A 19,054-nucleotide genomic window follows, 5' to 3' on the forward strand; every position below is an offset into this window, starting at 1 on the left:
CAGGTTGTCCTCTCCATGTAAAGTCTTACTTTGGGGTGACTCAGGTGGGTCGACTTGACATGGAGCCTCTAGCAACCCGCTGTAAGCAGCGAGGGCAGCCACTTTTTCGACCTCGCTCACGATAACCGAGCTTAGGATGAATTAACAAAGCGGCTCCAGATATAATAAATTTAAATTCTTCGTATTTCTAAGAAAAACGGAGATATATAAAGAATAAATTTCAAAGAAAGAGATAGGAGGAAATTATATGAGTACAAATGAAAGTATTTTGAAGGCCCTAAAAGAATCAAAGGAACCCTTAAAGGCAGGGGAAATAGCTGGAATAACAGGCCTAGATAAAAAGGAAGTGGATAAGGCTATTAAAAGTCTTAAAGAAGAGGGTAAAATTAATTCTCCTAAGAGGTGCTATTATTCAGCAGAGTAAAGCCAATAGGCTAGGAGAATAGAAAAGGAAGCTGACAATGATGTTGCTTCCTTTTTCTTATGAAGTTTAACTAATTATCTGAACCTTAATATGGTTTGGTAAATCCAACTAAAGGGTTTTATGATTACATAAACTACCACTTCAAATATGGCTTCAACCACCACCTGAAAAATAAATTCAAAAATCTCATCTAACACATAGCATCACCCCTTAGTCCAGTAATTAAATTATAAAACAATCGATGGGAAAATACATATGGATAATAAATGAAAATTAAACAAAAAAAATCATACCCGAAAGAAGGTATGATTCACACCAATAGTTTATCAAAAAAACACCAGATTGGCAAGAAAAACTTAGAAAAACAGAGGAATTTTTATTTACTATGAAAACCTCTATTACAAGGAGTATGACAATGAACCAATGTAGATTTGTAATATTTCATAAAATGGAATAGAATTGTTTTACACTTCGATAAGGAGGGATATTATGGAAGCACTAAAACATCCAGACTACAAAGCTGAGGATAAGAAGCTTAAGGAAGTAAAAAAGTGGGTTATTCATGAAAAAGCTACTGTGGAAAAGCAAGAGGATTCTTTAAAGGAGGAGATTAAAAAAATTAGGAAGGAAGTTCTTCATCTACAGGATGAGAGGCTTATAGCAAAGCAACAGCTTCATCAATTTGCTGAAAGAAACTTAAAGAACTTAAAGTTTGCTGAGGAATCCCCTTATTTTGGCAGAGTAGACTTTCAAGAAAAAAATCGAGAAGAAATCGAGAAAATATATATAGGTAAATTTGGACTTCATGACCAGAGGGAAGATATGCCAGTAGTAGTAGATTGGAGAGCACCGGTGGCTGACATATATTATAGCGGCCATAGTAAAGAGGTTGGATTTAAAGCACCAGCAGGAGAGATCAAAGGTGAGATGCACTTGAAAAGAAGGTACGAAATTGTTGGTGGAAGTCTTTCTGCCATCTATGATGAAAAAACCTCTGAAAATATCATTGAGGATAGCTTAAAGGGTAAGGGAGAATTTTTGATAGGGGCCTTAAATAAAACAACCAGCGGTAGATTGAAGGAGATCGTGGCTACTATTCAGGATCAACAGAATAAGATTATTCGAAGCGATAGTTTGAGGCCTCTGGTGGTTCAGGGTGTTGCAGGTAGTGGTAAAACCACCATAGCCCTCCATAGAATGGCTTATCTGATATACAATAATAGAAAAAACCTACATACTGCAAATTATATGGTAATAGCCCCCAATAAGCTATTCCTAGACTATATTTCTGCAATATTGCCAGAACTTGGTGTAGATAACGTTAGACAAACCACCTTTGAGGATTGGGCAATGGGTATATTAGGAAGAAAGGTGAAGCTCACCAAAAGTCAGGATAAATTAAATTTGCTAGCTTCAAAGGAGAACATAAAGAAAGAGGTTATTGCTACTGCCTCTAAGCTTAAGGGATCTTTATTATTCAGACGGGTAATAGATACCCATATACGAAGGCTTGAGGCAGGTCTGATGCCTATAGAGGGACTTAGCTACAATGGAATTCCGTTGCTGGAGCACACAACCATTAGAGAGGTATTTTTAACCAGCAATCTTCATCTTTCCCTTGAGGAGAGGATCAAAAAGATGAAGACTTACCTGAAGGCAAGACTAAAGAAGGATAAGAAGGATATTAAGGATCAGGTGGATGCACGCTATCAGAAAAAGATTCTTAAGGCTAAGGCCTATAAGGATCAACAGGAGATTATTAGGCTTTATGATGAAAGGGATAGAATATTTGATGAAATTATAAGCAGCATTCCACAATTGGTGGATAATTATCTACAGCAGGTGACTAAGTTTAGTGCCATAGATTTTTATAAAGATCTCATAAAAGAAAAGGATGAGTTAGCAAAGGCCTTTAGAGATAAAATGAGGGATGGGTTATTTGATGAGGTATGGCAGCATATATTTCATGAAATAGAAGGTGGGATTTTAGAGGCTGAGGATTTGACACCTTTGGCATACCTTCATATAAAGCTTATAGATTTTAAGGAAAGACATAAATACAATCATATTGTGGTGGATGAAGTTCAGGATTTTGACGAATTTCGACTGAGTCTTCTAAGAGAAATAGCCATTAATGATTCTTTTACCTTTGTAGGGGATATATCTCAAGGAATCTACGGATATAGGGGAATTAATAGCTGGGAGAGGACAATGGAGAGGGTTTTCAAAGATAAAAACTACCATTATCATTTATTGACCACAAGCTATCGTTCAACCATAGAAATAGTAGAGCTATCCAATAAAGTAATCAAAAAATGCAAGGGTTTAGACCCCCTCATGGCTGAACCTGTATTTAGACATGGGGAGGTGCCCTCCTTAGTAAAGGTAGGAGATCAGGCAGAAATGGCAGAAAAAATAGCTGAAAGAATAGAAGAGCTTAAGGATATAGGATATGCTACAATGGCCATTATTTGTAAGAATTTAGAAGAAACAAAGAGGGCATATGGGTATTTAGAAAACCTCTTAGAGGATGTAAAGCTTCTAACCGATGATGAAGATACCTTTATTAATGGAATTGTGGTAATTCCTTCCTATTTATCAAAGGGTTTAGAATTTGATGGAGTATTTTTATGGAATGTTGATGAGGATCATTACACCGATGACCCTATGGATGTGAAGTTGTTATATGTAGGAATAACAAGAGCCCTCCATAGATTATATTTGTATTATCTCGGCAAACCTTCAAGGCTGTTAGATATATAATATGGAATATCCTACTCAAATTAAAATGCGACAGGGAAATCGTCCCCTGTCGCATTTTCCATTCATTAATTTATGATAATCTACGTCTTGATTGAAGCTGCTTTTTCCAAGCGTGCATTCCTAAGGATAATCCTATTACACCATAGGCAACAAAGGCTCTAAAATATTCTCCTAATTGGGCATCTCCAAATAAATTCTTACCTGCGATAGGTGATACAATGAAGAGGGTATGGAATAAAACTGTACCTAAAAGTGCGTGGCCTATATTGGCCTTTGTAACAGAGGCACCACCAATCAAGAGGGCGGCTATAGCGAACATACCAACCTGCTCATGGCTACCATAGGTACTTAGGGTTCCAAGATTTTGTAAGAAGAATAACTGCCCCCAAGCTGCTAGGAGGGTTGAAATAACGATAGCTGTTACTCTTACTTTATCGGACTTTATACCAGATACAGTTGCAACATGCCTATCTTGGCCTACGGTTCTAAAATCTTGACCGATTTTGGCTTTAGAAATGAAAATATTAAACAAACAAAGGAGCCCGATAATAACCATTGTTATAATAGGAACCTTAATATTATTAAGTAGGGAATTACTGTTGGTAATTATTATGGAATATATAACAAGTGAAATTCCGGCTAAGACATAGCCAATCATCCTTAGTTTTATCTTGCCCTTTAGATAATTGGGAACCCCTTTAATATACTTATAGATATTAAATCCGCCAATTAATATAGAGGCAGAACCAAGCATCATAAGGGTTTTGGGAAAGGTCCATCTTAGTAGATCATCGATTGCATATTTTAATCCTCCAGTTAAATCTATAGAAACCCTTAACCCTACACCAGAGCTTAGAAGTAAAGTTTCATTATGCATGGGTATAACACTTCCCACCATTATTAAGAAAACCAGCTGATAGAGGCCGTTGGCAAAAAAACCAAGAATCAGGCTAGTGATCATTTCTTGACCCTTAGTTTTATTTAATAGTTTACCTGTTAGGTATCCAAATATAATGGCTAAGGGGGCTGAAATTAAAACACATAGGAAAAAGCCCTGCCAACCAACAATACCCCAGTGGGTAACCATTATAATTGCCACCTGTCCAGCCATGGCTCCTAGAACAATAGCGAAATTTAAACCCATACCTGCCAACACTGGAATGATTAATGCTAAAACAAGGAAGGAATTTCTAGCTATTCTTGTGATTAAATCGTTAATAAAAAATGCAAAGGTTAAGTTTGAGAAATAAAAACCAATATAGCAGATAATCACAAACATAATTGTTACCATATTATTAAGGGCGAACTTCTTAATTTTATCTAACACCGAATCTTTTTTATTTACTTCAATCAATTCTGCCATATTACTCTCCACCTCCCACCTGTGTCAATGCATATAATATAATACCATTGCTCACAATAATTCTAGTTATTTCCGCTAAGCTTCCTTCAGTTAACATTTTGTTTGCAACAGGCAATGCCACAACAAGTAATCCTTGAAAAAGGAAGGTTCCAATAAATACATGGGATATGGAAGCCTTTTTAACAGTTGCGCCACCGATAAGGATGGCTGCTACAGCAGAAAAGCCCATAAACATAGGAGCTTGATAAAGCTGTATAAAGCCAAAACTCTGGCTATAAACTATGATTCCTATTGCTCCCAATACAGTAGATAAAATAGCACCAAAAATCCTGTATTTATTAACATTTAATCCTGATGCAGTTGCAAATCTAGGATTATCACCCACAGCCTTCATAGCAATTCCTGCTTTACTTCTAAGGATAATCCATACGATAAAGTTCATGGTTATAAGAAATAATAATAAACCTGTGGGAATTGTTAAATTACCAATGTTTATGGCAGCAAAATTGTTTAGTATTTTATCATATCTCTCAGTAAGGGTTATTGTGGTCCTTAATCCCCCACCAATAATCCAAGCAATCTCATCACTCTTAAAGGGCAAAATCATCCAGCCAATACTCATTAAAGATACTGCTGAAAATCCTGCGTAGGTGGCCACCATCATTTCAGAACCCTTTACCTTATTGAGTAGAATACCATATCCCCAACCAACAACAACTGCTATTGGAATTGAAACAAGGATAGCAGTAAAAAGGGCTGTAAATCCTACTAAATCAAGCTCTATACTGATAAGTCCACCAATAAGACCACAAAGTATACCTAAAGGCAATCCAAAGTTCAAGCCTATTCCACATAAGATGCCTGGTACCATCGCCAGTACCAAGACCCCGTGCATACCAGTTCTCACCAATGTATCTGAAAGGAGACCTGCAATAGAGAGATTATATATTATTGCCAATACACAGAGAGATAGCAGGAAGGATACTATAATAATCCGAGGCAATCCAAATTGTTTAATAAATACATGCAGTTTATTCCTCATATTAAATTACCTCCTTACTCTTGAGTTTATTGTATTCACCTGACATCATTAGACCATAATCTGTATCACTGTCATCTGGCTTAAGGATTCCTTCAATTTTACCCTCGCTCACTATGGCAATTCTATGACAGATGGATCTAAGTTCAGCCAATTCACTAGAAGTTATTATTATGGTAATACCCAACTCTTTGTTTAATTTAATAAGGGTATCTAAAACTAGTTTCTTTGCACCTATATCAATACCCCTTGTAGGTTCTGAAACCAAAAGGATCATGGGGTCTAGGGTTAGTGCTCTGGCAATACATACCTTCTGCTGATTGCCACCACTTAGTCTTCTTGTAATCTGTTCAGGTCCAATACAACGTATATCCAACTTCTGAATCATTTCTAAGGCGTGCTTTCGGATCTCACTATGGTTCTTCTGACTAAATAACCCGTATTTCTTTATAAATTTATCTTTGTTTTGCATAGCGGTTATGGCAATATTCATTTCAATGGAAGTATCCAATAGAAGACCCACACCCCTCCGGTCCTCAGATACAAAGGCTAGGTTTCTCTTGATAGATTCCTTCGGATTATTGAGAGTTAAAGGCTGGCCATTAATCAATACCTCACCCCATGCAGGGTACAAACCCATTATCCCATTTGCTATACCAATTTTACCCTGTCCAGCTAATCCGCCTATTCCGAGTATTTCTCCCTGATAAATATCAAGATTTAAATTTCGAACTTCTTCGCCGGGCATAGCTACATTAAATCCCTTTAAAGATATTGAAACGGGCTGATTATCATAGTCTTTTACATCATGCTGTACCATGCTTTCTATTTGTCTACCAACCATTAATTCAGCCATTTCAAATACATTGGTATCAGCCTTATTTTTTCTGGTGATAAATTGACCATCCCTTAAGATTGTTATATTATCAGCTACCTCCATAACCTCATCCAATCTATGGGTTATAAAAATGATTGCTATTCCTGTACTGGCAATTTTTTTCATAGCCTTAAGTAGGTTTTCTGCCTCGCTTTCAGTTAATACGGCTGTTGGTTCATCGAAAACCAAAACCTTTATGTTTTGCTTGTCAATTTCACGGGCAATTTCAATAAATTGCATATATCCTACAGGAAGTCCTGCAACCTTTACCCATTCCTCAATCCCAATATCTAATGTATCAAGGGCTTTTCTTGCTTCTTTATTCATCTCATCAAAGTCTATTTGCTTCAAGGGGGCTGGCATTAATCTATTCATAAAATCCTTTTTTATCAATTCTCTGTTGAGCTTTATGTTTTCGGTAATTGTGTAGCCTGGTATCAGCATAAACTCTTGGTGAACCATGCCAATGCCTAAATTCATAGCCTGTAGTGGTGAATGAATATCTACTTTATTACCCTCTAGCTCTATTTCCCCCTGAAAGCCACCAGTGGAATGAATAACAGACATTCCGAACAGTATATTCATTAGGGTAGATTTACCTGCTCCATTTTCACCAAGAAGTGCATGGATTTCGCCGGCCTTAATCTCTAGATTAATGTTATTCAAAACCCTTGTTCCATAATATTCCTTTGATATATTATTCATCTTCAAAACATATTGCTGTGATTTCAAAGGGATACCTCCTTAAATAGAAATTCTATTCTTAAAAATGCAAGGTTGCAAATTTAGCAACCTTGCATAAAACAACATATTTTTATTACTAGAATATGATATGGTCTGATAGGTATAAGAAATAGTTGTTATAATCGCCATAGTTGCTTAACTGTACCTTTCCACCTGCAATGTCTTCTAGAATTTCAACTAATTTAGCTTGATCAACCTTATCAGTGGTATTGCCATCTAAGTAGGCTCTAACGTACTCAACACCAGCTTCTATATACATCATATTCACTGGAACTGGCCAGGTTGCAACTCTACCACCTGCATCTGCAGCTTTAATCTTATTCTCTAGTTCAGTTCTTATAAAGTCAATGTCACCCTTCTTATCGTCAGGAATGGAAACACCAAGGGCTGCAGGTAGTGCATGATATGGAGAAGGACAACATTGCACTGGGAAGATGGCTCCTTCCTCAATAGTTGATCTGATCATTGGCTCCATCATCGCACAGTTGGTTCCAAAGAAGGCAGTATCCTTACCGTATTCATCAACTTTTCTTGGTAGATCTTCAAGGATAAATTGCTGTGTTCCAGGAACTCCTGCATCTCCTGTTGGATCTGGAGCGTCGGCTTCAACAAATATTAGACCAATTTTTTCGGCTTCTTCCTTCATCATATCTCTTCTTTTAGCAAGCATTTCATAGGACATATGTCTAGGGAATGAGTAATGAACAAGAACTTTCGCTCCCATTTCCTTAGCGTGTTGGGCTATTTGAGGACCTCTTGCTAAGTCATTTGTTTGAAGGATTATATCTCCCTTACTGGCAATCATATCTGGGTCTTCACCAGGAACGCCTAGGAAGAAGAAGATATCTGGTCTAATTTCTCTAACTCTATCTATGGCTGCTGCAGCACCAGGAACTGCTTGAACCATAACAATAGCTTTAACATCGGGGTCTGAAGCCATAGCCATCATATTAGTGATGGTGGTTTCTTGCTCCTGCATAAACTTATCAGGATATGTAGCAGTAATGATCATGTCTCCGTACTTTTCCTTCATTTTTTGAGCTAAGCGGAATTCTTCTTCCCCCTGACTTACAGTACCAGTCATGATACCAATCTTGTATGCAGACTTTTCTGGGGCATCCGCAGGACTTTCAGCAGCTTCTCCACCTGTTGCAGGAGTTTCTTCAGCTGGCTTACTACATGCTGCCATTCCTAAAACTAGTACTAAAACTAATAAAACAGCAATTAATTTTTTCAACATCTTTTTTCCCCCTTAAAATTTTTTTACTGCTTTTCCCCCTCCCTTTAGGAAAGGTATTGCTAGAATATTTTAATAATTAAAATATTTCTATTTATTAATTATATTATTACTGGATTATGGAAGCAAGTACAAATTATTCTGAGTTATATGAAAAATTAAATTATATAATTAACTTTTTTTAAACATAGAATTTAAAATATATAAATTAAAATAAATAAATTATGGTAGAATGTAGATAATAGGATAACAAGTAGGAGAGGTGGAAGAAGCTTGAAAGTAGAAATAGGTAAAAAGAACCAGTTAATTGTTACGAAAATCTTAAAAAATGCAGTTTTCTTGTCCAATGGAAGAGATGAGGATCATATTATACTTCCAATAGGGGAACTATCAGAGGATATTTCTGAGGGAGATTCTATAGAGGTATTTATTTATAGGGATTCTGAGGACAAGCTTGCAGCAACTACAAAGGAGCCACTGGCAAAGGTGGGGGAACTGGCCTATTTAAAGGTGGTAGATGTAACAAAAATAGGGGCCTTTCTATACTGGGGCTTAGAAAAGGATTTATTTGTTCCTATAAGGGAGCAAACCTGTAAAATGGAAAAGCATAAGTATTATTTAGTAAAGATTTATCTTGATAAAAGTAAAAGACTATGTGGTTCTATGAAGCTGGAGGATGCTTTAAGAACCGATAGCCCCTTTAAAGCTGGAGATACAGTGCAGGGAACAGTTTATGGATTAAGTAGAGACTTGGGGGTATTTGTTGCTGTTGAAAATAAATATCATGGATTATTGCATAACTCTGAGGTTACAAAGGATTATAGAATCGGCGATAAGGAGGTATTTAGAATCGTCAAGGTTCGGGATGACGGGAAATTAGATTTGTCAACTAAAAAGCTGGCCCACCACCAGATGGAAGAGGATGCCAATGATATTGTTAAATATATGATTCGGAATAAGGGTTATCTACCCCTAAGGGATAACAGTAGTCCTGAGGAAATAAAGAAATACTTTAAAATTAGTAAAAATGCCTTTAAAAGGGCTATAGGAAAGCTATTGAAGGAAAGAATTGTGGAAATAGACTCCGATGGAATAAGATTTACTAAGGACAAACCTGTTGAATAAATAAATTTTTATACTCGAAATAATTATTCGCCCCTTGAAATTACACCATTCAAGGGGTTTTCTTAAGGATCACTAAAAATTTCGTATATTGAAATATTTCTAAATATAAGAGATAATATTTTAAAGAGAATTAAATATCTATAAGGAGGATTAACATGGAAAAAATTCTGATGGAGGATTTTACAAAATTTAAGTTTCTATCTAGCTTGGAATATGCACCGAAAGGGAAAAATGCATGCTTTACAGTATATGAAGCGGATATGGAGGAAAACGGATACAAGTCAAATCTCTGGCTTTATAACGATGACGACAATACTTATTTTCAATTAACATCTGGGGACAAGGAAAGAAGCTTTATATGGTTAAATGATGAAGAAATTCTATTTAGTGGTGAGAGGAATCCTAAGGATCAGGAAAAGAATAATTCTGGTGAGATTAATACTAAGTTCTATAAAATTAACATTAAGGGTGGAGAAGCTCAAGAGTTGTTTAAAATACCCCATCATGTAACCTCAATAAAGGCGCTTAAGGATGGAAATTATATTTTTTCAGCTGTTTATAATCCCTATAAAAAATCCTTAGAGGGATTATCTAAAGAGGAAAGGGAAGAGGAGTTAAAAAATAGAAAAGAGGATAAGGATTACGAAGTAATGGAGGAAATACCCTTCTGGAGTAACGGAGCTGGTTACACCAATAGAGTAAGAAGTAGATTATATAAGTATGATGTCAAGGAAGGCACTGCTGTTCCCATTACTACAGAAACCATGTCGGTAGAGGCCTTTCAGCTTAATAAAAACAAGAGTAAAGTAGTATTCAATGCAACGGATTATACCAATAAGATGGATTTTTATAATCATGTGTATATAGGGGATTTAGAAACCAATAGCTTAAATAAAATCACCGATGAAGAGGCTAGACATACTGCTCCCCACTTTATCAGCGATGAAGAAATTATCCTTCTAATAAATGACATGAAGGATTATGGCTTGAATCAAAATAGTAAGTTCTACATAATGAATACTAAATCTAAAGAATCAAGGTGTATTACTCCAGACTTTGATAATAGTGTTGGAAGCAGCGTTGGTTCCGATTGTCGTTACGGACCACCAAAGGCAATCAGATTCTTCAATGATAAATTATACTTTTTAACCACCAATGGAGGAAGCTCTTTTATAAATACCCTTGATCTGGATGGGAACATTGAAAAATTAACGAAGGATAATGGTTCTATAGATTCCTTTGCTGTTAACGATCACAAAATTCTCATCATTGGCCTTAGGGGACAGGATTTACAAGAGGTTTATAGATTATCTGGGAATGAGGAAATCAAAATAACAGCCTTTAATAAGGACAGTCTTAAGGATAAGTATATCGCCACTCCCCAACATGTAGGAGTAGATACTGAAAAGGGTGTTGGCATTGATGGTTGGGTACTTTTACCTAAGGATTATGATGAGAAGAAGAGCTACCCTGCCATCTTAGACATTCATGGTGGACCTAAAACCGTCTATGGAGAGGTTTATTATCATGAAATGCAATATTGGGCAAATGAAGGCTATTTTGTTTTCTTCTGTAATCCAAGGGGTAGTGACGGAAAGGGCAATGCCTTTGCAGACATTAGAGGTAAATACGGAACGATTGATTATGAAGACATCATGAAATTCACCGATGTTGTTTTAGAAAAATACCCATCAATTGATAAGGGCAGAATTGGTGTTACAGGTGGATCTTACGGAGGCTTTATGACCAATTGGATAATCGGTCATACAGATAGATTTAAGGCTGCTGCCTCTCAGCGATGTATTTCCAATTGGACCACAATGTTCTCAACCTCGGATATTGGATACTTCTTTGCGATGGATCAAATTGGAGGGGATCCATGGAAGGATCATGATAAGCTTTGGTGGCATTCACCACTAAAATACATCGAAAATGTAAAAACCCCCACCCTTTTTATTCACTCTGAAGAGGATTATCGTTGCTGGTGGGTTGAGGCCATTCAAATGTTTACGGCATTGAAGTTCCATAATGTTCAGGCTAGAATGTGTATGTTTAGGGGCGAAAACCATGAGCTAAGCCGAAGTGGTAAGCCAAAGCACCGTATCAGAAGGCTTAAGGAAATTACTGAATGGTTTGATAAATATCTAAAAAACAAAGAATAATTTTACAGTATTAAGGAGGAATTATTAGTGAAATGGAATTTAGATGATCTTTATTTGTCCTTTGAGGATCCCAAATTTAACAGAGATATGGAGGATTTTTATAACAAGGTTGATGAAACAAATAAGTGGATAACAGAAAATTTAACGACTCCAGATAATCCAGAAGAAAAGCTTGCCGGTGCATTAAAGAGAATCATTGGCTTTTCAGAGCTATATTATAAGCTGTTGGTGTATTCCTTCCTTGTAATGAGTGTGGATGCAAAAAATGCTGAGGCAAAGCAAGCACTAGGAAAGGTGAACAATAAGTATTCCGATGGTAAGACCTCAGAAGTAATCCTTAGAAAGTGGCTGGATAAAGTTAACAATATTGATGAAGTTTTAGCATACTCCGACTTCCTTGCAGAGCACACCTTTTATATTAAGGATTTAATCTCCAAAAATAAATATCTGCTAGAGGACAAGGAAGAGATTTTAATAGCAAAGCTAACCAATACAGGAGGAAAGGCATGGTCTGAACTTCAGAAGCTAATGACCTCCACCTTGATGGTTGATATTGAAATGGACGGAGAAATGAAATCCTTACCCTTAACGGTAGTTCGAAACATGGCAGATGAAGCCGATGGAACCTTAAGGAAAAAGGCTTATGAGGCAGAACTAAGGGCCTATGAAAAAATTGAAGATGTTTCTGCAGCCTGCTTAAATGGGATTAAAGGTGAAACCATTACAGTAGCAAAGAAAAGGGGATATTCATCTCCCTTAGAGGAAACCTTAAACACCTATAAAATGAAGAAGGAAACCTTAGATTCAATGTTGGCTGCAATGGTTGAAAGCTTACCTGAATTCCATAGATTCTTCAGAAAAAAGGCAGAGCTTTTGGGTCATGAAGATGGATTACCCTTCTATGATGTCTTTGCTCCTATGGGGAAGGTCGACAAGAAGTTCTCCTATGAGGAAGCAAAGGAATATGTTATGAAGAATTTTTACTCCTTTAGCAAGGATTTAGGAGATTTCGCCAAAAAGGCCTTTGAAAAGGAATGGGTGGATGTGGAGCCTAGGGCTGGTAAGAGTGGAGGGGCCTTCTGTTATAATATTCCTCCCCTTAAGCAAAGTCGAATTCTAACAAATTTCAATGGTAGCTTAAGTGATGTAACCACCCTTGCCCATGAACTGGGTCATGGTTATCATGGGGAATGCTTGAAAAACCAAAGTCTATTAAATTCAATTTATCCTATGCCATTGGCTGAAACAGCATCCATCTTTGCTGAAACCATCCTAGTAAACGATGCACTAAAGAATAGCACACCTGAGGAACAATTTGCCATTCTAGAGGGTTCTATAACCCATGCTGGACAGGTAATTGTGGATATTTATAGCAGGTATCTATTTGAAACGGAGCTCTTTAACCGTAGAGAGGATCATGTTCTTTCTGTTAAGGAGCTTAAGGAAATGATTGAGGATTCTCAAAAGAAGGCCTATGGTGATGGCTTAAATCATGACTTCCTACATCCCTATATGTGGGTTAACAAGGTACATTACTACTATCCCGAAAGACATTTTTACAACTTCCCCTATGCCTTTGGGCTCTTATTCTCAATGGGGTTATATGCCATCTATATGGAAAGGGGCCAATCCTTTGCCGATGAGTATGTGAAGCTACTGGAAGTTACTGGAAAAATGACAATTGAAGATGTTGCCGCCACCATGAAAATTGATGTAACAGATATTGAGTTCTGGAGGGCATCATTGAAACTGGTGAAGAAGGATATTGATAAATTCATAAGGTTGGCAGAAAAATAAAAATAGAGCTTGCATTTTGCAAGCTCTATTCAGACAGTTGAAAAACTATCATATTCTTTGTTGCTGCAAAAATCCAGCACTCTTGCGTATTTCTGTATACGCTGCAACCGCTAGATTTCCTTGCGCCTCGACTCTAACAGCTTTTGAACAGTCTGGATTTTGTCGAATTCAACCTCAATAGAGCTTGCATTTTGCAAGCTCTATTTTTATTGAATATCCTCAATGATATGTGAAACCTTACGTCCCTTTTCAATTTCATTAATAATGTTTTTTATAGATTTATAGTTGGAATTGGCACTATAAACCCTTTGGAATCTTTCCTTAGCTAAGGAATTCTTTCCAGTAATACCATAGGCCACTCCCAATAGATAGTGGGCATCAATGTAGGGGGCCTCCATGCTTCTTTTTTTACCTATGGCGTCCTTAAAGGCATGGATGGCCATTTCATATTGCTGCTTTCCCATGAAAACCAAACCTTTAAAATAATTTCTCCATAGCTTAAAGTCTATATTTTCATCCTCACCCCTTAGGCCTTCGGCTATACTAAGGGCCAAATCATAGTTTTCCCTTTCTAAGGACATCAGGATTGCATTGGCCTTAGGGCTCCAATAATCGGATGAATCCAACTCTATTGGATCTATAGCAGAAAAGAAATCTACATAGGCTTCATAGGCCTTATCTTCATCATTCAACTCTAAATAGCATTCAGCCAACACCAGCTTCAGCTTTTTATCTGCCATTGGGTGCTTCATCACCTTATGGAGTTCTTTTATAGATTTGTCAAATTTTCTTGTTCTAAAAAATCTATAAGCATCTTTATAAGCAAGGGCTGTTTCATCAGTTCGCCTTTGTAGCATAAACTTTAAGTATACAAAGAATACCCCTACAAAGAAGAAGTAGGTTTCAACAAAGGCTGCAAAAACAAATATGATGCCTATTAATCCTATAATTGAATAAAGATTGTAGTATTGACTTTTTAAGTATTGGGGTACTTCCCTGGTGAAGAAAACATGCAGGGTCTTTTTTTCAACAACCTCAACCTTCGTATCGGACCATTTTTGTAGGCCCTTAGGAACAGGTATATCCTGAGTATAGCTTATATCGGTTCCAGGGATTTTTGCAGTGGCCTTTATGCCACCCTTATGGATATTGAAGCGAAGCCACTTATAACTTCCACTGATAGTGGCAGATTTTTGATTAAAGTTTATTTTTAGCCCCTTACCCAGTGCTATAAGCTTCTTATTCTTTAGCTTCATATAAAACCTCCTCTTCATCAGTAGGTACTTATTAACATTATAGACGAAAGGAAAAAAAAGTCAAACAGTTTAAGGCAAAAAGTAAGGAAGGTAAATGGATAAAACCCATGCTATAATAGATGATGTATAGCTATTTCCTTCTCATCTAGGAGGAAAACCACTGAGTATCAGCCTGAAATAGAGGGAGTAGCAAGAGATATAAAAATTATAAGAATTTAGAAGGGGAGTATGAAAAATGAAACGACCCATGAGAAGAAGTGACAGAGAAATATCCTACGATGGGGCAATAGAGGTCCTAAGGAAAGGAAGGGTGGGAACTCTATCGACAGTGGGGGAAGATGGACAACCCTACGGAATCCCTTTGAATTATGTATACTTTAGCAATGCTATTTATTTTCATTGTGGAATGGAAGGCCACAAGTTAGACAATATTAATTTTAATAAGAGAGTTTGCTTTTCGGTATATGGAAGGGATGAAATTCTGCCAGAAAGATTCTCAACAAAATATGAAAGCGTGGTTGTTTTTGGTAGGGCAGAGGTTGTAGAGGCTTTAGAAAAAAAGGAAGCCCTTATGGAATTTATAAGGATTTATAGCCATGATTATATTGAAAAGGGAATGAAATATATTGATGCAGCAATAGACAGGTGCTTAGTTGTAAAGATTGTAATGGATAAGGTATCTGGAAAGGCTGCCAACTTAGATTTGTAGGAGGTCTACTATGAGGGTTTTCATTGCCATTGAGTTTAATGGGGAATTAAAGGAGTTTTTCAATGAAATAAAGCTACAGGCTAAAGATTTATCTGCTGGGGGAAACTTTACCCATAAGGACAATATCCATCTTACTCTTAAATTCATCGGCGAGGCTGATGAAAAATCCATAACCGCTATCAAGGAAGCTATGAAGGAAACGGTTGAAATGATAAAGTCCTTTACATTGCTTACAAAGGAGCTGGGAACCTTTAGTAGAAAAAGTAAGCATATCCTATGGCTAGGTGTGGGGGGAGAGATGGATAAGCTGAAGACAGTATATAATGAACTTGAAGATGTTTTAGATAGAAGGGGATTTAATAAGGAAGAAAGACCCTATAGTCCCCATATAACTCTAGGACGACAAGTGATAATTGAAGACTTGGATAGTATAAAGGATAAAATCAGGATGGAAGAAAGAGAAATAATGGTAGATAGCATTAGCCTGATGGAGAGTAAAAGGGAGAAGGGGGCTTTGGTTTACAAAGCAATTTATAGATGTAGTCTACAATAAAATATTCCTAATTGTATCGGTACAATTACTTTGAAACTATTGAGAAATAAAGAATTTACAGATATAAAAAATCGTGATACAATAAAATTGTACGAATACATAGATACAATATAGATACAATTAAGGAGATGATGACATGAGAAATGATTTAACAGTAAAAGATTTAACATTAATAGGACTTTTAACTGCTTTAGTAACAGTTGCAACTATGATCATACAGATACCCATCTCAGCAGGTTATGGCTATATTCACATGGGTGATAGCATGATATTCTTAACAGCCATATTATTCGGTAGAAGGAAGGCTGCTTTTGCAGGTGGAATTGGTTCGGCTATTGCAGATTTACTAAGTGGTTATGGACAATATGCAATACCTACACTAATTATTAAAGGATTCATGGGATATATTGTAGGTACAATTGCTGATCAGGAAAGTCAAGGGCTATTTGCATTTAGAAACCTTTTGGCTTTGGCTGTTGGGATTGTAATAATGGCAGGTGGTTACCTAATCACTAATACATTGATGTACGGAGAATTTATGGCAGCCCTTGTAGGTGGCTTCCCAAGTGACCTTCTTCAAGGCTTTGGAGGAGCAGCACTATTCATGCCTATTGGGCTTGCATTAAAAAAGACAATTATATTAAAAGGTATACAAAACCATTAGATTGAATATTTAAGGTATGGGTAACTCTCATATCTTTTTTATTGGATTCAATGTTAGTGGTTTTTGAGTTGAATTATTGACATACCTCCTTCAAAAAGATAAAATCAGAAGGATTGGTATGTTTATTCTAACTTAATTTATATATGGAAAGAGGAAAAAAAATGCAACAGCATGATTTATTAGATGAAATTAGAAGAAGAAGAACCTTTGCAATCATCTCCCATCCCGATGCTGGTAAAACCACCCTGACGGAAAAGCTATTATTGTATGGAGGAGCCATTAGATTGGCTGGATCTGTCAAATCTAGAAGGGCTCAGAAGCACGCTGTTTCCGACTGGATGGAAATTGAAAAGCAAAGGGGTATTTCTGTTACCTCCAGTGTTCTGCAATTTAACTATGATGGATATTGTATTAACATATTAGATACCCCAGGTCACCAGGACTTCAGTGAGGACACCTATAGAACCCTGATGGCCGCCGATAGTGCAGTAATGGTTATTGACTGTGCTAAAGGGGTTGAGGAACAGACCAAAAAGCTATTCCATGTTTGCAAAATGAGGGGGATACCTATCTTTACCTTTATAAACAAGCTGGATAGAGCCGGGAAGGATCCCTTTGAGTTAATGGAGGAGATTGAAAAGGTATTAGGGATTAAATCCTATCCAATGAATTGGCCTATTGGAACAGATGGTAACTTTAAGGGAGTATATAATCGAAAAAAACGCCAGATAGAGCTTTTTAGTGAAGGTAACCATGGTCAATCCCAGGTAACCACTATGGTGGGAGATGTTACGGATGATAAACTCAAGGGCCTATTAGGGCAGGATTTGCATAAGCAACTGATGGAGGAAATCGAGTTATTAGATATGGCAGGGGACGATTTTAATATTCATGAAATATTGACAGGTGAGCTTACCCCTATCTTCTTTGGTAGTGCCATGACAAACTTTGGTGTACAGCCCTTTTTAGAATCCTTCCTTAGGATTACAAACCCACCATCACCAAGGAATAGCAATCAAGGGGAAATTGATCCTGAAACTGAGAACTTTACGGGCTTTATATTTAAAATACAGGCCAACATGAATCCAACCCATAGGGATCGAATCGCATTTCTTCGAATTTGCTCAGGGAAATTTACAAAGGGCATGCAGGTAAATCATGTTCAAGAGAATAAAAAGGTAAGGCTATCTCAGCCTCAGCAGTTTATGGCCCAAGACAGGGTTGTAGTGGAAGAGGCCTATGCAGGAGATATCATCGGAATCCATGATCCTGGTATCTTTAGAATTGGAGATACCCTGTGTGAAAACCAAGACAAGATTGTTTATGAAGGAATTCCTGTTTTTGCTCCAGAGCATTTCGCAAAGATCTATGCCAAAAATTCTATGAAGCGTAAGCAGTTTTTAAAGGGGATTTCACAGCTGGCTGAAGAAGGGGCCATTCAGGTCTTTAAAAGACCCAACATTGGTGTAGAAGAGCTAATCGTAGGTGTAGTTGGAGCCCTTCAGTTTGAAGTGTTGGAGTATAGGTTGCAAAACGAGTATGGTGTAGTTATTAATATGCAGCAGCTACCCTATAGGTATATTAGATGGGTTGAGATGAAGGATTTTGATCCTGAGAATTTTGGAGTTACCATGGACACATTAATTGTTGAGGATGAGGATGAAAAACCAGTCCTTTTATTCCAAAACGAATGGTCAATCGAAAGAGTTAAGGAACGTAATCCGAAGGCTATATTAAAGGAAATATCAAGAAGATAGAACTGCACAACGGGGACGGTTTTCATTGTGCATATGACAATCATCTTTCATTAAAGAAAATCTAAAAAATCACCCACTGGGTGATTTTTTTAGTACATATTATCATATTTTTGAATAAGGTTAATATCCTCATTGGTAGACAGCTTATGGTGGTTTTCTACAAGATAAATAATATCCTTATCTAACCTCAGCTGGTGTAAAAACTCAACTGCGATTTTAGGGTGATGGTTTTTATAAAACAAAGCCTTTTTAATAAAGAAAGGAAGAAGCCTTGCCCTTACAGGATGTTTAGCCAATATAACGACAATTACTTTATTAAAAATATTCAGATTTGACTCAACCTTACCAACATCATGAAGAAGGGCAGCCTTTATAAGTTTTCTATTAGTGGGTTTTTCTTGATAGCAACCATAGGCCACCTTTACAGAATGAACCTGTTCACCAACTCTTAGTCTATAAAATAAGGCTCTTTCGTTTGGAGTTAAGTACTCCCTTACAAATTCATGATCCTTTCCACTCATCTTTGCAGTTAAGCCATAAAAAACCTGCTTGATTCTATAAAGCATTTTTCAAAACCCCTATAA

The 19,054-nt window shown here is 36.9% G+C and carries 16 protein-coding genes; 9 read left to right on the forward strand and 7 right to left on the reverse strand.

Annotated elements, in window-relative coordinates:
* The first annotated feature begins 247 nt into the window (after window positions 1-247).
* Window positions 248-424: an HTH domain-containing protein gene (locus F8153_RS06880; protein ID WP_151865646.1), complete on the forward strand. Its 177-nt coding sequence runs from the start codon at window positions 248-250 to the stop codon at window positions 422-424.
* A gap of 74 nt (window positions 425-498) precedes the next feature.
* On the opposite strand, the gene F8153_RS16545 is transcribed toward F8153_RS06880, so the two are convergent.
* The gene (locus F8153_RS16545; protein WP_279237121.1) at window positions 499-621 is read right to left on the reverse strand and encodes a hypothetical protein; all 123 of its coding nucleotides are present in this window, start codon (window positions 619-621) and stop codon (window positions 499-501) included.
* Between the two features lie 292 nt (window positions 622-913).
* On the opposite strand from F8153_RS16545, the gene helD reads away from it, so the two are divergent.
* Window positions 914-3,187, forward strand: coding sequence for an RNA polymerase recycling motor HelD (gene helD, locus F8153_RS06885; RefSeq protein ID WP_151865647.1), 2,274 nt, complete (start codon window positions 914-916; stop codon window positions 3,185-3,187).
* Between the two features lie 70 nt (window positions 3,188-3,257).
* Here helD and F8153_RS06890 read toward each other — a convergent pair whose 3' ends face one another.
* From F8153_RS06890 to F8153_RS06905, 4 genes are all read right to left on the reverse strand, one after another.
* Window positions 3,258-4,550, reverse strand: coding sequence for an ABC transporter permease subunit (locus tag F8153_RS06890; RefSeq protein ID WP_207707697.1), 1,293 nt, complete (start codon window positions 4,548-4,550; stop codon window positions 3,258-3,260).
* A 1-nt stretch (window position 4,551) separates the two neighbouring features.
* Complete coding sequence (locus F8153_RS06895; protein WP_151865648.1) at window positions 4,552-5,592, reverse strand: ABC transporter permease subunit; 1,041 nt, start codon at window positions 5,590-5,592, stop codon at window positions 4,552-4,554.
* 1 nt (window position 5,593) lies between these two features.
* Window positions 5,594-7,198, reverse strand: a complete 1,605-nt coding sequence (locus F8153_RS06900) for a sugar ABC transporter ATP-binding protein (protein WP_330577759.1) — start codon at window positions 7,196-7,198, stop codon at window positions 5,594-5,596.
* Between the two features lie 88 nt (window positions 7,199-7,286).
* Window positions 7,287-8,450, reverse strand: coding sequence for a DUF3798 domain-containing protein (locus tag F8153_RS06905; RefSeq protein ID WP_151865649.1), 1,164 nt, complete (start codon window positions 8,448-8,450; stop codon window positions 7,287-7,289).
* Window positions 8,451-8,720: 270 nt separating this feature from the next.
* Between F8153_RS06905 and F8153_RS06910 the strand changes: the two genes are divergently transcribed.
* The 3 genes from F8153_RS06910 (at window position 8,721) to F8153_RS06920 (ending at window position 13,531) form a co-directional block, all read left to right on the forward strand.
* A complete protein-coding gene (locus F8153_RS06910; RefSeq protein WP_151865650.1) occupies window positions 8,721-9,572 on the forward strand; it encodes a CvfB family protein in 852 nt (283 codons plus the stop codon).
* 155 nt (window positions 9,573-9,727) lie between these two features.
* Entirely contained in the window at window positions 9,728-11,734 is a 2,007-nt protein-coding gene (locus F8153_RS06915) for a S9 family peptidase (protein WP_151865651.1), read from the forward strand.
* A gap of 27 nt (window positions 11,735-11,761) precedes the next feature.
* Entirely contained in the window at window positions 11,762-13,531 is a 1,770-nt protein-coding gene (locus F8153_RS06920) for a M3 family oligoendopeptidase (RefSeq protein WP_151865652.1), read from the forward strand.
* A gap of 206 nt (window positions 13,532-13,737) precedes the next feature.
* Here F8153_RS06920 and F8153_RS06925 read toward each other — a convergent pair whose 3' ends face one another.
* Entirely contained in the window at window positions 13,738-14,787 is a 1,050-nt protein-coding gene (locus F8153_RS06925) for a DUF4236 domain-containing protein (RefSeq protein ID WP_192929702.1), read from the reverse strand.
* 235 nt (window positions 14,788-15,022) lie between these two features.
* Between F8153_RS06925 and F8153_RS06930 the strand changes: the two genes are divergently transcribed.
* From F8153_RS06930 to F8153_RS06945, 4 genes are all read left to right on the forward strand, one after another.
* Window positions 15,023-15,496, forward strand: a complete 474-nt coding sequence (locus F8153_RS06930; RefSeq protein ID WP_151865654.1) for a pyridoxamine 5'-phosphate oxidase family protein — start codon at window positions 15,023-15,025, stop codon at window positions 15,494-15,496.
* A 10-nt stretch (window positions 15,497-15,506) separates the two neighbouring features.
* On the forward strand, window positions 15,507-16,049 hold the full coding sequence (thpR, locus tag F8153_RS06935; RefSeq protein WP_151865655.1) for an RNA 2',3'-cyclic phosphodiesterase: 543 nt from the start codon (window positions 15,507-15,509) through the stop codon (window positions 16,047-16,049).
* Window positions 16,050-16,185: 136 nt separating this feature from the next.
* Window positions 16,186-16,713 (forward strand): ECF transporter S component, encoded by a 528-nt coding sequence (locus F8153_RS06940; RefSeq protein WP_151865656.1) that lies wholly within the window; start codon window positions 16,186-16,188, stop codon window positions 16,711-16,713.
* 143 nt (window positions 16,714-16,856) lie between these two features.
* Entirely contained in the window at window positions 16,857-18,470 is a 1,614-nt protein-coding gene (locus F8153_RS06945; RefSeq protein WP_243136928.1) for a peptide chain release factor 3, read from the forward strand.
* A gap of 89 nt (window positions 18,471-18,559) precedes the next feature.
* Here F8153_RS06945 and F8153_RS06950 read toward each other — a convergent pair whose 3' ends face one another.
* Window positions 18,560-19,036: an HDIG domain-containing metalloprotein gene (locus F8153_RS06950; RefSeq protein WP_151865658.1), complete on the reverse strand. Its 477-nt coding sequence runs from the start codon at window positions 19,034-19,036 to the stop codon at window positions 18,560-18,562.
* Window positions 19,037-19,054: the final 18 nt, after the last annotated feature.

The organism is Alkaliphilus serpentinus (genome assembly GCF_009017255.1).
GTDB lineage: Bacteria > Bacillota > Clostridia > Peptostreptococcales > Natronincolaceae > Alkaliphilus_D > Alkaliphilus_D serpentinus.